Here is a 13,857-nt window from a genome sequence, read left to right as displayed (position 1 = left end):
ATTAAGCTTCCATTTTGTTCAATCTGGCCTCCAAAAGCGCAACAGCTGTGTCCAGCTTTTCAATTTTTTCATTTAGGGCTTTGATTTCATCTAAGTGAGCTACATTTATTTTTTTATAAAACTTAGCCACCAGTTCTTCAATTTTAGTATCTAATTCTTCTTTGAGTTCATGGGTTTTTAAAAAAATCTTATCCATAAATTCCAGTTCATTTCCATTTTCATCTAACTGAGATTCGGCCATTGCTTTGTTGATGTTATCTTTTCCTTTTTCGGAATACTCATTTAGTTTTTCTAAAAATTTAGTGTCTCTGGCCAAAACATATAAACTAGAACTTAAAGTGAGTAATTCTATGATGGTTTTAGTTTTCATAACTATATTTTTTATTGATCATATTTACAGAAGAAAATGTGCTGTTTTAGTTGTTGTTAATCTTTTGTATGTAAGACTACACTTAACTTATACTTGTATTAAATGTATTAACAATTATGGTTTTTTAACATGATATATATCATGTGAGAAAAGCGCTTTAAGTTCTAACTTTAAGTGTTGGATAAACTAAATAATTGCGCCATGAAAACCAATTCAATTGTATTAGTAATGACTAGAGATGTGGTAACGGTATCACCGCATCAAAAGCTTTTAGATGTAAAACACATTTACGAAAAAGAAAAATGGCATCATCACATTCCGGTTTTGGAAAATGATAAACTGGTGGGTATGGTTAGTTTGGTGGACTTTATGTACAACATCGCAGGAGCCGGATTGAAAGATAATCATGAGGTTTATAAAACCTTGGAGGTGAAAGATATCATGACTGCTAAGCCTTTTTATTTAACTACCAGTGCGAGTGTTGAAGATGCTGCAAAAGTATTCTCTAAAGCATATTATCATGCCGTACCTGTTTTAGAAGACGATAAGCTGGTAGGAATTGTTTCAACTGCCGATATTATAAATTATTACCTTAAGAAAGCCGTGTAAAAGATTTAAAGTATCAATGGATATGAAACTTTTTAAAGCATTTTTGATTGTTTTTACTTGGCTTTTATCGAATTCACTATTAGCTCAGAATACAAAGGTTTATTCAAGAGATAAAGAGCAAATTTACCCCGAATATATTCAGGTAGATCGAAATATTCTGGTTGAGAATTATTTTCAATTTATGGATTCTCTTGTCACAGTATATGATTCCATAACATCTTATACTTTAACAGAGCATCTTTTGGTTAGAAATAATCCTTGGATTATTGATACACTTCAAAATACCGATTATTACCGAATGAAAGCTAGAGATTCCTTTGTGTACAATCAAAAAAAGATGATTGTAATTCCAAAAGGAAATAGAATTAGGCTACCTGATTCACATTCGGCAGATTCCCTTAATAATGTATTTAATCACACTCAAATAGATATCAATATCCCTGAATTTAAACTTCGTATTTTTCACGATGCTGTTAAGATGTATGAGTTTCCTATTCGGGTAGGACGAAATGAAAAGAAGTTTCTTGAGATGTCTGGCAGGGAGGAGGATTTAAGAACTAAAACCGGAACGGGAAGTATTGTAGGTTATAATAAAGATCCGAGATATGCAAATCCTGCTAATAATCATGATTATACTGTAACCAGACGAGATGATAAAAAAATCACTTTGGTTCCACAAATTCCGTTTATAGAAACCGAGCTAAATGGTATTAGATACGGACAAATGATTCATCCGACGACCAATCCTGAGACTTTAGGGAAAGCATATTCTAATGGATGTATCGGTACTAAAGAGGCTGATGCCTGGGTGATTTATTATTATGCACCTGTCAATGCTAAAGTAACAATTAGATATGATTTGAGGGTTCTTAATGAGAATGGAGATATTGTAATTTTAAAAGATATTTATGGGTATCAATAAAAAAAGCCTGATACTGTTATCAGGCTTTTTTTTAAAAGAATATTATTTATTCATGCTTTTTATAAACATGAGCACCATACCAGGCTATAAAACAAAAGCAAATAAGCGGTAAGACAAACGAAAAGTTGATTTCTGAAACGCCTAAAACTGTTGTGTCGGCAACACCATGTCCGCCAAGATCAATAATATCACCTTGAAGTTTTGGTAATAAAGCACCACCTACAATAGCCATAACTAGTCCCGCTGACCCAATTTTTGATTCTTCCTCGGTTAAATCACCTAATGCAATTCCGTAAATTGTAGGGAACATTAAAGACATAAAAAATGAAATCATAACAAGGAAATAAAGTCCAACAGAACCTTTTATAACAATTGCTCCTAAAACACATAAAGCGGCCAATAAGGCAAAAGACATTAAAAGTTTACCAGAGCTAACAAAACGTAACATGTATGTTCCAACAGCTCTTCCAACAGTAAACAGTATAAATGCTGCCATCTGATAATATCCGGCTGTGACGCTATCGACACCAATAGCCTCCGCATATTGATAAATATAGGTCCAGCACATAATCTGAGCACCTACATATAAAATTTGAGCTAAAACTCCTAGAATGTATTTTTTGTTTTTAGCCAAAATCCCAAAGGTTTCTCCAATTTTTGGAGTATTTCCCTCATCTTTTGATTGTGGCATTTTACTAACTAAAAATAACACGAATACAGCAGAAATAACTAAACCTAAAACCACATAAGGGTTGCGAATCACCATTAAATCTGAGGTTCTTATTAATAGTTTAGAAGCTTCATCTAAAACACTAAAGTCAGCAATGTCATCTGATTGTAAATTTTTTAACACGAATTGTTGAGCGACTAATAACCCAATAATTAATCCAACAGGATTGAAGGCCTGTGCAAGATTCAAACGTTGTGTAGCTGTTTCTTTAGCGCCCATAGCTAAGGCATAAGGGTTGGCTGCGGTTTCTAAAAAGGCTAATCCGAAGGTTAAAATATAAAGACCCAAACAGAAAAACCAAAACTTTTCGGTAATTGCAGCTGGATAAAATAATAAAGCGCCGGTCGCATAAAGAGCCAATCCAATTAAAATTCCAACTTTATAAGAGAACTTTCTCATAAAAATGGCCGCTGGAAGCGCCATACAAAAATAACCACCGTAAAATGCCATTTGAACCCAGGCGGCTTGCGAGTTAGATAGTTCTAATACTTTTTTGAAAGCTTGCACCATGGGGTCGGTTACGGCATTTGCAAAACCCCATAAAGCAAAAAGGGAAGTGACTAGAATAAATGGTACGAGCATTTTTTTCTCAACCACAGGAACGTGTTTAATTTCACTCATGTTTAATATTTAGTTTAGTTTTTAATTGAAGGAAAAATAATTGTTTTGTTGACAATAATAAATATTTTTTCGACGAGCGCTACTTTTAATTATCTAAATGTTATAAAGAATAATATTTCAAATAGGACTTTTAAAGACGCATTCGTCGAAAAAAGTGCAGAGCGTGAGCTATTTATGTTAATCTTGTTTAATCCGATAACACAAGGTTTTAAAAATGAACACTAAAATAAAAATCACTCGCCCTAATTGTTTTAAACGTTTTAAAGCAGTAATCCTAGTAGTTGGGGTGTTTTTTGGAGGATTTCAAGTTGTATTTGGTCAAACGGGAAGTGTCTATGAACCTGTTCGTTATGTTGGAGGGATACATATAGATCGTTTTACACATGAAGGCGGTTTACGATATGCTATTGGCGTAGAAAATATTCAAACCATGAGAGCGAACAGAACGCATCCTGAATGGAGTGATGGTTTTGGATGGACCTATAATCACGCTTCAAATTTAGCGTATTGGAATGGGCAGTTTTTTCAGCAATATTTAAGTGGAGAATCAGATGAACATGTTCCTCCGGTTCAAACACTATTAATAACATCGAAGAATGGAAAAGAATGGAGTTTTCCTCAAGTTATTTTTCCACCATATCAAGCGCCTGAAGGTGTGGCATTGCAAGAAGGAGCAACTGGGTATATGATGCATCAGCGTATGGGTTTTTATGTGGCGCCAAACGGACGGTTTTTAACCCTCGCTTTTTATGGGCATTCCGAAAATCCGTTTAGAGAAAATGGGATTGGTAGGGTTGTTAGAGAAATATATAAAGACGGTAGCTTCGGACCAATTTATTTCATTCGTTATGATAGTCAGACAAAATGGAATGAAACCAATACGTCTTATCCATTTTATAAAACCTCTAAAGACAAAGGTTTTATTAAGGCTTGTGAGGCACTACTTAGCAATAAGTTACAAACCTTGCAATGGTTTGAAGAAGATAATGGTGATGATGGTTTTTATTCATTTAACAAAGGGGAGCAAGCGTTTTCATGGTATCATAGAAAAGATGGTAAGGTTGTAGGGCTATGGAAAAAGTCTTATGTAGCCTTGTCTGATGATGAGGGAGAAACTTTTTCAAATCCCGTTAAGGCAAAAACCTTAATTATGTCTGGAGGAAAAGTATGGGGGCAGCAAACTGATGACGGAAAATATGCGATGTCTTATAATCCTATAGACCAAACACAATATCGTTTCCCGATGGCTTTGGCAACCAGTGATGATGGAATTGTTTATGATAACTTATTGTTAGTGCAGGGCGAAGTGCCACCGCGTCGTTTTTTTGGCAGATGGAAGGATTTCGGACCGTGCTATATGCGTGGAATTACAGAAGGAAATGGAAATCCACCTGGCGATGACATGTGGATGACTTATAGTATGAACAAGGAGGATATTTGGATGTCTCGTATACCAGTTCCTGTTAAATATGTAGTAGAAGAAGACATCCATGATGATTTTGAAAATATGAAAGAGGGAGGGCACATTATAGATTGGAATACATATTCACCAAAATGGGCTCAGGTAAGTTTGGTGAAGGAAAATAGTGGTAATCAATGCTTACTACTGATTGATGAAGATTATTACGATTATAGTCGTGCTATTCGGGTTTTTAAAGAAGGAACTCAGGTAAGCGCAAGTTTTAAACTGAAATTGGAAAGTGTTGACACGACACAGTTTGATATTGATATTACAGATCGATATGGCAATCGACCGGTTCAAATATCTATAGATAAAAACGGAGTTTTAAATGCTTCTAAAGGCTCTAACATGAAGTCTATATTGAAGTTGGACCTAAGGAAATGGTACAATATAAAAATAGTGATGAACACGGCTGGATTAGGAAGCTATTCGTTGTTTGTTAATGAGGAACAGATTTTAACGGAAGCTTCCACTGTTATGGCGGTTAAATCTGTAGAAAGAATATCTTTTAGAACTGGAGCATATAGAGACATTCCTAATAGAGAAACACCTAACGAAGTGAAATATCCTCCGCTTGAAAATGCAGATGAGAAACAAAATAAATCTATGTATTTAATTGACGATGTGTTCATCTCATCCGAATTGGAATAATCTTACAAAATATAACTAAAAACTTAAATAATGAATTACAAAGGCTTATTGATTATTATGCTAGTATTTTTTCAACTATACAGTTGTAAAGACGCAGTTGCGCAGCCAAAAGCATATGGTCCAACACCTTCTGAAAAACAATTGAAATGGCATGAAATGGAGTTTTACGCCTTCGTCCATTTTTCTTTAAACACCTTTACTAATAAAGAATGGGGTTACGGAGATGAATCTCCTGAATTATTTAATCCAACAGAATTGGATGCCAAACAATGGGCTAGAGTAGCAAAGGAAGCGGGTATGAAAGGGATTATCATAACAGCAAAGCATCACGACGGATTTTGTTTGTGGCCATCAGAATACACAGAGCGTTCTGTTAAAAATTCACCATGGAAAGATGGTAAAGGCGATGTAGTTAAAGAGTTGGCTGAAGCTTGTAAGGAATATGGTTTAAAACTAGGTATCTATTTATCGCCATGGGATAGGAATCACCCAGGTTACGGAAAAGAAGAGTATATCACATATTTCAGAAATCAGTTAAAGGAATTGTTAACCAATTACGGTGATGTTTTCGAGATGTGGTTTGATGGAGCTAATGGTGGTGATGGTTATTACGGAGGAGCTAATGAAACAAGAAAAATAAATACTTTAGAGTATTACGACTGGGATGAAACCTATAAAATGATTTACGATATTTCTCCCAACACTTTGGTTTGGGGTATTGGGCCATCAGAAGCACGTTGGATAGGGAATGAAAGAGGAAGAGCAGGAAAAACCAATTGGTGTTTATTACGACAAAAAGATGAGTTAGCGGGTAAAGTCCATTATTCCGAATTTATGAATGGCCATGAAGACGGTGAAAAATGGGTACCAGGAGAAGCCGATGTATCAATTCGTTCGGGGTGGTTTTATCATGAATCTGAAGACGATAAAGTCAGACCACTAGAAGAAATGGTGGATATCTATTACGAGTCGATTGGAAGAAATGCAAATCTGTTACTTAATCTTCCAGTAGATAAGCGCGGACTTGTTAATGAAAATGACATAGCCAGATTAAAGGAACTTACCGCGGTAATTAAAGCAGATTTCAAAGAAGAACTTTTAGCGAACAGTAAAGTTTCAGCTGATAATATTCGAGGTAATAGCGAAACATATTCCACAGACAACTTAGTAGATGATAATAAAGAAACCTATTGGGCTACTGATGATAGTATAAGCACAGCTTCAGTTCTATTTGAATTTGAAAAACCAACGAAATTAAATCGATTAGAATTACAGGAGTATATTAAGTTAGGTCAGCGAGTAAAAGCATTTAATGTTGAAGTTAAAGTAAACGGCAAGTGGCAAACTATAGCAAGCGAAACGACTATTGGTTACAAAAGAATCTTGCGTTTACCAAGAGTGACAGCAGAAGCTCTTAGGGTAAATTTTACAGAGTCTAAATCAAGTTTAGTTATTTCTGCCATTAAAGCATATAACGCACCAACTTTAGTAACCATGCCTAAAGTTACGCGTGATAAATCAGGAGAGATAACAATTGAAGCTGAAGGCGATAATATAATTTACTATACCCTGGACGGAACGGAGCCAACAGTGGATAGTCAACTTTATTCAAAATCCATTAAAGCGCCACAGGCGGTTACATTAAAAGTTATGTCTTATAATGAAGAAGAAGGTGTAAGTAGTAAGGTGAAAACTGTAAATTATGGAAAGGTTAAAGGAAAATGGAAAGTGATTTCCAGTTCAGCAAAGGATTTTAAATCTGCAGACAGAACTATTGATGGTGATAGCAATACATTTTGGACTTTTGGAGAAAACAATCCAGATAACCCACAAGAAATTGTAATTGATATGAAAGAGACTATAAGGATTAAAGGGTTTTCTTATTTTCCTAAGCAGTTGGGGCATGATTTAAATTTAATTTCTCAATACGAGTTTTATACAAGCACAGATAATAAACTCTGGGTAAAACAATCTGAGGGAGAGTTTTCCAACATTAAGAATAATCCGGTGGAGCAAGTAAAAACATTTAATAGTGTAAAGGCTCGATACATAAAATTTGTTGCAAAATCAGGGATTGATGACAAGCATATTTTTTCAATAGCTGAATTAGATGTACAGGAAACATTAGAAAACTAAATTCTCCTGTTAAGTATTTAAAAATATTTCCTTTGGAGCAGTTCTGTTGTTATTAGTCGAAATTATAAAAACAAAACAGATTGTAATAGGTAACTTAGATAACCATCATTTAATTAGTAATCGACATGTTTATGATTAATACGGTAATAAATAAATCTAAGGAAATAAGTTACAGCGAGGCTGGTAAGTTTGAAGAAACGCGATTTGAAAAAATTCACAATGTTATTTTTGAATCGTCGCAAGAAGCATCGGTTTTAGTAGCACACGAAATAGCAAACTTAATTCGTCGTAAAGAAGAACTAGATGAAATCTGTGTGTTAGGGTTGGCAACTGGTTCTTCACCTGTAAAGGTATATGAGGAATTGGTAAGAATGCACCGTGAGGAAGGATTGAGTTTTAAAAATGTGGTAACTTTTAACTTAGATGAGTATTATCCTTTGGATAAAGATAATATTCAGAGTTACTATTATTTTATGCATGATCATCTTTTTAACCATGTCGATATTTTACATGAGAATATTAATATTCCAGATGGTACTGTAAGTGATCAGGACTTGCATCAGTATTGTATTGATTATGAAATGAAAATTCAATCTTATGGAGGTATCGATTTTCAGTTGTTAGGAATAGGAAGAACAGGGCATATCGGATTTAATGAGCCAGGTTCTCATATAAATTCAGGAACCAGAGCAATTAATTTAGATTATATAACGCGAGTAGATGCAGCTCCTGCTTTTTTAGGATTAAAAAATGTACCTAGAAAGGCAATAACGATGGGAGTAGGAACGGTAAGGAAAGCTAAGCGCATTGTACTTTTAGCTTGGGGTATCAATAAAGCGGGTATTGTTAAGGAAGCCATAGAAGGAGAAATATCTTCACACGTTCCTGCTACATATTTACAAGAACATAATAATACCACATTTGTACTTGATGTTGAAGCGTCGTATGAGTTAACAAGGGTAAAAACGCCTTGGTTGGTGAAATCTTGTAGATGGAATGATGAATTGAAGTGTAAGGCCGTAATTTGGTTAAGTGAGCTAACGGGAAAACCATTTTTAAAACTTACGGACAAGGATTATAATGATAATGGCATGTCCAGCATATTAACCGAAGAAGGTTCTGCTTATAATTTGAACATAAAAATGTTTAATAAAATGCAGCATACCATTACAGGTTGGCCAGGAGGAAAACCAAATGTGGATGATAGTTGCAGACCAGAACGATCCGAGCCTGCTAAAAAGCGAGTGATTATTTTCAGTCCGCACCCAGATGATGATGTCATATCTATGGGCGGAACCTTTGCGCGATTAGTAGAACAAGGGCATGAAGTTCACGTGGCATATCAAACTTCAGGAAATATAGCGGTGTCTAATGAGGAAGCCTTAAAATTTGTAGAAGTTTCTAAAGTGTTGAATTCAGATTCAGCCGAAGTAGATAGTATTATTCATTTTTTAAAGAATAAATCTCAAAATGATATAGATACTCTTGAGGTAAGAAAATTAAAAACTACAATTAGAAAATGTGAGTCCTTAGCGGCTACAAGATATGTAGGTTTATCAGACGATAATGTTCACTTTTTAGAACTTCCGTTTTATGAGACAGGAACCATAAAAAAAGGGAAGCTTACTGAAACGGATATTAAAATTATGTGCGATTTAATAGATGATATTAAGCCACATCAAATTTATGCAGCAGGTGATTTGGCAGATCCACACGGAACTCATAAAGTGTGTTTAGATGCTTTGTTTGAAGCTTTAAAAATATTAAAGCCAGAAAGTTATATGAACGATTGCTGGGTGTGGTTATATCGTGGTGCATGGCACGAATGGGAACCTTACCAGATAGATATGGCTGTTCCTATGAGTCCGGATCAGGTGCTTAAAAAACGTCAGTCTATATTCTATCACCAATCACAAAAAGATGGTGTCATGTTTCAAGGTGATGATAATCGTGAGTTTTGGGTGCGTGCTGAAGACAGAAATCGCGAAACAGCAAAAAAATATAAAGACCTTGGTTTAGCAGATTACGAGGCAATAGAAGCGTTTAAACGCTTCTATTTTTAAAAGTTAAGAACGAACTCATTATAGTTTTTTATTGTTTAGTTTATGTTATTTGAGTTTGGTTAATTAGATGGTTGTTTCTATTGAATTAGAGGTAACCATCTTCTTTTTTATAAACATACTAAACAGAAGCGTCTAAAATTTTTTGCTTTACTTCATCAATATAAGAGCGTCCAATAACATATCTTAAACCTTCAATTTCCACACTATTTCCCTCTAAAGCATCAATTTTGTCGATAGCTACAGTGTAAGATCTGTGAATTCTAATAAAATCGCCTGGAGGCAGTAAGTTTGTAAAATCCTTTAAGGTATAATGGACGATGTAAGAGCCAGAAAATGTTTTTATTTTTAAGTAATCTTTTAAACTTTCAATGATTAAAATTTCATTAAGAAAAATTTTCTTCATTTTCTTTTTATCTATTTTAATAAAGATAAAAGGAGTTTCTTTATTAGCGCTAACCGGTATTTTTTTTGCGTTTTCAAGACGTTTGGTAATTTTATTTAAGGTTTTCATAAACCTAGGCATTTCAATAGGCTTTACCAGATAGTCTAAAACATCTAACTCATAAGTTTCCAAGGCATATTCATCATAAGCACTGGTAATAATAATTAATGGTGGATTTTCTAAGCTTTTAATGAAATTAATACCATCAAGAACAGGCATATTAATATCAAGAAAAATAACATCAACATTGTTGTTTTTAAGAAAATTTAATCCATCGATCGCATTGTTAAAAGTTTCTGCAATTTCATAATTATCTATTTGCTCCAGATAATTTTTAATCACATTTACAGCTAACGGCTCGTCATCAATTATCAAGCATTTAATTTTCATAGTTTGTTTGGTCGTAGTTTTAGTTTTGTAATAGTTTGTTAAGCAACTTTAATCTTTAGTTTAACAACAAATTTGTTCTTTTTTTGCTTTATTGAAAGTTTGTAATCGTTTTTATTGTAGCCTAATTCCAATCTTTTTTTTGCGTTTACCAATCCAATTCCGCCGGCTTTTTTATTCGGTTTTTGATGCTCACTAATTTGAGGTAATGGGTTGGTGACGGTAAAGTAAAGAAAATTTTCTATAATCTTAAAGTTGATGTTTATTTTTACTTTGCCAATATTCTTGTCAGCCCCGTGTTTAAAGGCGTTTTCAATAAAAGTTAATAAAAGAATAGGTGCGATTTTCTTGTCTTGAATGTCACCGGATATGTACATATTAACTTCTAAATTCTCATCATATCTAACACGCTCTAAATCCAGATAATTTTGAATATATATAATTTCCTTTTCTAAAGTTTGTCGCCTTTCTCGTGTTTCATAAAGGAGATAACGCATCAATTCAGAAAGTTTTAAAATCATTCGAGGTGTTTTGTTCGATTTTTCTACTGATAATGAATAGATGTTATTTAAAGTGTTAAAAAAGAAATGCGGAGAAACCTGAGTTTTTAAAAAACGCAGTTCTGTTTCTAATTGGGTTTTTTCTAAAAGTGCTACACGCTTATGTTCTTTGAGGTAGTCTAAAGTTATTTTTATAGCGGTAACAAAAGTGATGACATAAAGCTCCCCAATCATCATATCTATAGTGTAATTTAAACTTAGCTTGTCGGTAGCTTCAGGACCTTCGGGCCATACATTATGGCTAACCAGCCAATAGGTTAAATTGTACTTTACTAGGACCATAATAAATATGGATCCCAAAACAGAAATAACATATAGCACATACTTTTTATTGTAGACCAAATAGGGCATTAGAATAAATATGTTCAAGTAGCACAAAATCATATGAATAGGAAATCCAATAAGAGTGGTTTTTAAAGAATATCCATAATCGTCAAAATAACTTCCCCAGCGCAATGTATTTAGAAGAAAGTAAATTGACCAAAAAACAATGTGGTAAAACAATGGAATTTTAAAGAGTTTGTTTTGATTTGCATCCATTTTAGAAAACAATTTTTATTTTTTGGTGTTTAGGTCTTAAAATGTGTTATCCGTCTAAAATAATTTTAAAGTTTAGAAAAAACTAGAAACTTTAGAGTTCAATATTAAAAATATTATATGAAAAACGTATCGGTAATTGTTTTATTAGTTGGTCTTTTTGTGAGCTGCGGAGACAATGTTACTAATAAAACCATGACTAGCAAAATTTTAAGTGATAAAGTAGATCCGTTTATTGGCACAGGAGGACATGGGCATACATACCCAGGAGCAACAGTGCCTTTTGGAATGTTGCAGGTAAGTCCTATAAATGGTATAAGTAAATGGGACTGGTGCTCAGGGTATCATTATTCAGATTCCATTGCCGTAGGATTTAGTCACTTAAGTTTAAGCGGAACAGGAATTGGAGATTTAGCCGATATTTTATTCATGCCGATAAATAAAGAAGTGGATCTTTCGGTTTATCCAAAATCGAGAGACAGCATTACGTATAAATCAAAATACAGTCATTCAAATGAAACAGCCAAGCCAGGTTATTATCAATTGTATTTGGATGATCACAATATAAATGTAGAATTAACAACGGCTAAACGCACAGGGTATCATAAGTATACATTCAATCCTGGTGATTCACAATCGGTTATTGTCGATTTAGGGTTTACTTTAAACTGGGATAGAACGGTTGAGACTATTATTACTGTTGAAGATGAACATACCATTTCTGGTTACCGATACAGTAAGGGATGGGCGCCTAATCAAAAAGTGTTTTTTGTAGCGAAGTTTTCAAAACCTATTACTGGTAAAAATGTATTTGCTGATGGCTCTAAAATTGAAGGGAATAAAGTTGAAGGAGAAAAAACAGCCATTCAGCTATTTTTCGATAATGCTGACTCTAATGAGCTTTTTGCAAAAGTAGCCTTGTCCTCTGTTAGTATTGAAAATGCTAAAGGAAACATAGAAGATGGTGGTTTTGAATTTGAAGCAGTTAAATCTACTGCAGATAAAAGCTGGAATAGCGCTTTAAAATCTATTGAAGTTGAAAGCTCAGTAGATTCATTGGAAACCATTTTTTATACCGCCATGTATCATGCTCAAGTAGCTCCGGTAACTTTTAGTGATGCTAATGGGGAGTTTAGATTAGAAACAGACAGCATTGTAACAGCGAAAGATTATACAGCATATTCTACATTGTCGCTTTGGGATACCTTTAGAGCAGAGCAACCATTGTTAACTTTAATAGCGCCTAAAAATGTCTCGGATATCATTAATTCGATGCTGGCATATTATGAAACAAAGAAGATTTTACCGGTATGGACACTTTATGCCAATGAAACGAATACTATGACAGGGTATCATTCCATTCCTGTAATTGTTGAAGCTTACTTAAAAGGTATTAAAGGTTTTGATGCTGAAAAGGCGTTTGAAGCGATGAAAAATACCATGATGCAGGATGAACGTGGTTTAAAATATTATAAAGAATTCGGATATATTCCGTACACGTCAATAGACGAATCGGTTACTATTACTTTAGAATATGCTTACGACGACTGGTGTGTGGCGCAAATGGCAAAAGCCCTTGGTAAAACAGAAGATTATAATTTCTTTTTAAAACGTTCTGAAGCTTATAAACACTTATTAGATACCGAAACCGGATTTATGCGTGGAAAATCTGAAGATGGTAAATCTTGGAACGAGCCATTCGATCCGAAATACTCAAACCATAGAGTTCAAACCGATTATACCGAAGGTAATGCCTGGCAACATAGCTGGTTTGTACCTCATGCTGTTAAGGAATTAGCAGAGTTGCATGGTGGTGAAGATGTATTTACTTCGCGTTTAGAGCAACTTTTCACTGAAAGTTCTGAGATTACAGGGACTCACACCTCGGCAGATATTTCAGGTTTAATTGGTCAGTACGCACATGGTAACGAGCCAAGTCATCACATTGCTTATATGTTTAACGATGCCAATAAACCATGGAGAACACAATATTGGGTACGTCATATTTTAGATACGCAATACAATACAACGCCTAATGGATTAAGTGGTAATGAAGATTGCGGGCAAATGTCGGCTTGGTATGTATTTAGTTCCATTGGTCTTTACCCAATGAATCCGGCTTCAGCTGAATACGAAATTGGAAGTCCGATTTTCGACAAGACCACCTTGAATTTAGCAAACGGAAAAACATTCACCATTGAAGCAGAAAACGTTTCCGATAAGAATATTTACATTCAATCGGCAACCTTAAATGGTGAAGATTTCAACGACACATCAATAGCCCATAAAACAATTTTAGAAGGAGGTACTTTACATTTCGTAATGGGACCAAATCCAAATAAAAACTGGGGAATTAAAAAATAGTAG

At 34.3% G+C, this 13,857-nt stretch carries 10 protein-coding genes; 6 read left to right on the top strand and 4 right to left on the bottom strand.

Features of this window, described 5'->3' with window-relative positions:
• Position 1: 1 nt before the first annotated feature.
• Positions 2 to 370 (bottom strand): hypothetical protein, encoded by a 369-nt coding sequence (locus R1X58_RS14455; RefSeq protein WP_240575045.1) that lies wholly within the window; start codon positions 368 to 370, stop codon positions 2 to 4.
• Between the two features lie 201 nt (positions 371 to 571).
• On the opposite strand from R1X58_RS14455, the gene R1X58_RS14450 reads away from it, so the two are divergent.
• The gene (locus tag R1X58_RS14450) at positions 572 to 979 is read left to right on the top strand and encodes a CBS domain-containing protein (protein ID WP_240575044.1); all 408 of its coding nucleotides are present in this window, start codon (positions 572 to 574) and stop codon (positions 977 to 979) included.
• Between the two features lie 22 nt (positions 980 to 1,001).
• Entirely contained in the window at positions 1,002 to 1,901 is a 900-nt protein-coding gene (locus R1X58_RS14445; RefSeq protein WP_240575043.1) for a L,D-transpeptidase, read from the top strand.
• 46 nt (positions 1,902 to 1,947) lie between these two features.
• Here R1X58_RS14445 and fucP read toward each other — a convergent pair whose 3' ends face one another.
• Complete coding sequence (gene fucP, locus R1X58_RS14440) at positions 1,948 to 3,252, bottom strand: L-fucose:H+ symporter permease (RefSeq protein WP_240575042.1); 1,305 nt, start codon at positions 3,250 to 3,252, stop codon at positions 1,948 to 1,950.
• Between the two features lie 214 nt (positions 3,253 to 3,466).
• Here fucP and R1X58_RS14435 point away from each other — a divergent pair, with 214 nt between their 5' ends.
• The 3 genes from R1X58_RS14435 to nagB all read left to right on the top strand — a co-directional run bounded on the left by R1X58_RS14435 (position 3,467) and on the right by nagB (position 9,564).
• Positions 3,467 to 5,365, top strand: a complete 1,899-nt coding sequence (locus R1X58_RS14435; RefSeq protein WP_240575041.1) for an exo-alpha-sialidase — start codon at positions 3,467 to 3,469, stop codon at positions 5,363 to 5,365.
• A gap of 30 nt (positions 5,366 to 5,395) precedes the next feature.
• Complete coding sequence (locus R1X58_RS14430; protein WP_240575040.1) at positions 5,396 to 7,501, top strand: alpha-L-fucosidase; 2,106 nt, start codon at positions 5,396 to 5,398, stop codon at positions 7,499 to 7,501.
• Positions 7,502 to 7,632: 131 nt separating this feature from the next.
• Positions 7,633 to 9,564, top strand: coding sequence for a glucosamine-6-phosphate deaminase (nagB, locus tag R1X58_RS14425; RefSeq protein ID WP_240575039.1), 1,932 nt, complete (start codon positions 7,633 to 7,635; stop codon positions 9,562 to 9,564).
• A 118-nt stretch (positions 9,565 to 9,682) separates the two neighbouring features.
• On the opposite strand, the gene R1X58_RS14420 is transcribed toward nagB, so the two are convergent.
• Together R1X58_RS14420 and R1X58_RS14415 are read right to left on the bottom strand one after the other, a co-directional pair.
• Positions 9,683 to 10,396 (bottom strand): LytR/AlgR family response regulator transcription factor, encoded by a 714-nt coding sequence (locus R1X58_RS14420; protein ID WP_240575038.1) that lies wholly within the window; start codon positions 10,394 to 10,396, stop codon positions 9,683 to 9,685.
• A 38-nt stretch (positions 10,397 to 10,434) separates the two neighbouring features.
• On the bottom strand, positions 10,435 to 11,235 hold the full coding sequence (locus tag R1X58_RS14415; protein ID WP_306468594.1) for a sensor histidine kinase: 801 nt from the start codon (positions 11,233 to 11,235) through the stop codon (positions 10,435 to 10,437).
• Between the two features lie 375 nt (positions 11,236 to 11,610).
• On the opposite strand from R1X58_RS14415, the gene R1X58_RS14410 reads away from it, so the two are divergent.
• On the top strand, positions 11,611 to 13,854 hold the full coding sequence (locus tag R1X58_RS14410) for a GH92 family glycosyl hydrolase (protein ID WP_240575036.1): 2,244 nt from the start codon (positions 11,611 to 11,613) through the stop codon (positions 13,852 to 13,854).
• Positions 13,855 to 13,857: the final 3 nt, after the last annotated feature.

This window comes from Aestuariibaculum lutulentum, from assembly GCF_032926325.1.
Classification (GTDB): domain Bacteria; phylum Bacteroidota; class Bacteroidia; order Flavobacteriales; family Flavobacteriaceae; genus Aestuariibaculum; species Aestuariibaculum lutulentum.
This window is presented reverse-complemented; position numbering and strand designations above follow the sequence as displayed.

Coding starts and splice junctions, on each gene's coding strand:
- fucP (WP_240575042.1), bottom strand. CDS start 3,252: ATGAGTGAAATTAAACACGTTCCTGTGGTTGAGAAAAAAATGCTCGTA.
- R1X58_RS14410 (WP_240575036.1), top strand. CDS start 11,611: ATGAAAAACGTATCGGTAATTGTTTTATTAGTTGGTCTTTTTGTGAGC.
- R1X58_RS14435 (WP_240575041.1), top strand. CDS start 3,467: ATGAACACTAAAATAAAAATCACTCGCCCTAATTGTTTTAAACGTTTT.
- R1X58_RS14415 (WP_306468594.1), bottom strand. CDS start 11,235: ATGGTCCTAGTAAAGTACAATTTAACCTATTGGCTGGTTAGCCATAAT.
- nagB (WP_240575039.1), top strand. CDS start 7,633: ATGATTAATACGGTAATAAATAAATCTAAGGAAATAAGTTACAGCGAG.
- R1X58_RS14450 (WP_240575044.1), top strand. CDS start 572: ATGAAAACCAATTCAATTGTATTAGTAATGACTAGAGATGTGGTAACG.
- R1X58_RS14430 (WP_240575040.1), top strand. CDS start 5,396: ATGAATTACAAAGGCTTATTGATTATTATGCTAGTATTTTTTCAACTA.
- R1X58_RS14455 (WP_240575045.1), bottom strand. CDS start 370: ATGAAAACTAAAACCATCATAGAATTACTCACTTTAAGTTCTAGTTTA.
- R1X58_RS14420 (WP_240575038.1), bottom strand. CDS start 10,396: ATGAAAATTAAATGCTTGATAATTGATGACGAGCCGTTAGCTGTAAAT.
- R1X58_RS14445 (WP_240575043.1), top strand. CDS start 1,002: ATGAAACTTTTTAAAGCATTTTTGATTGTTTTTACTTGGCTTTTATCG.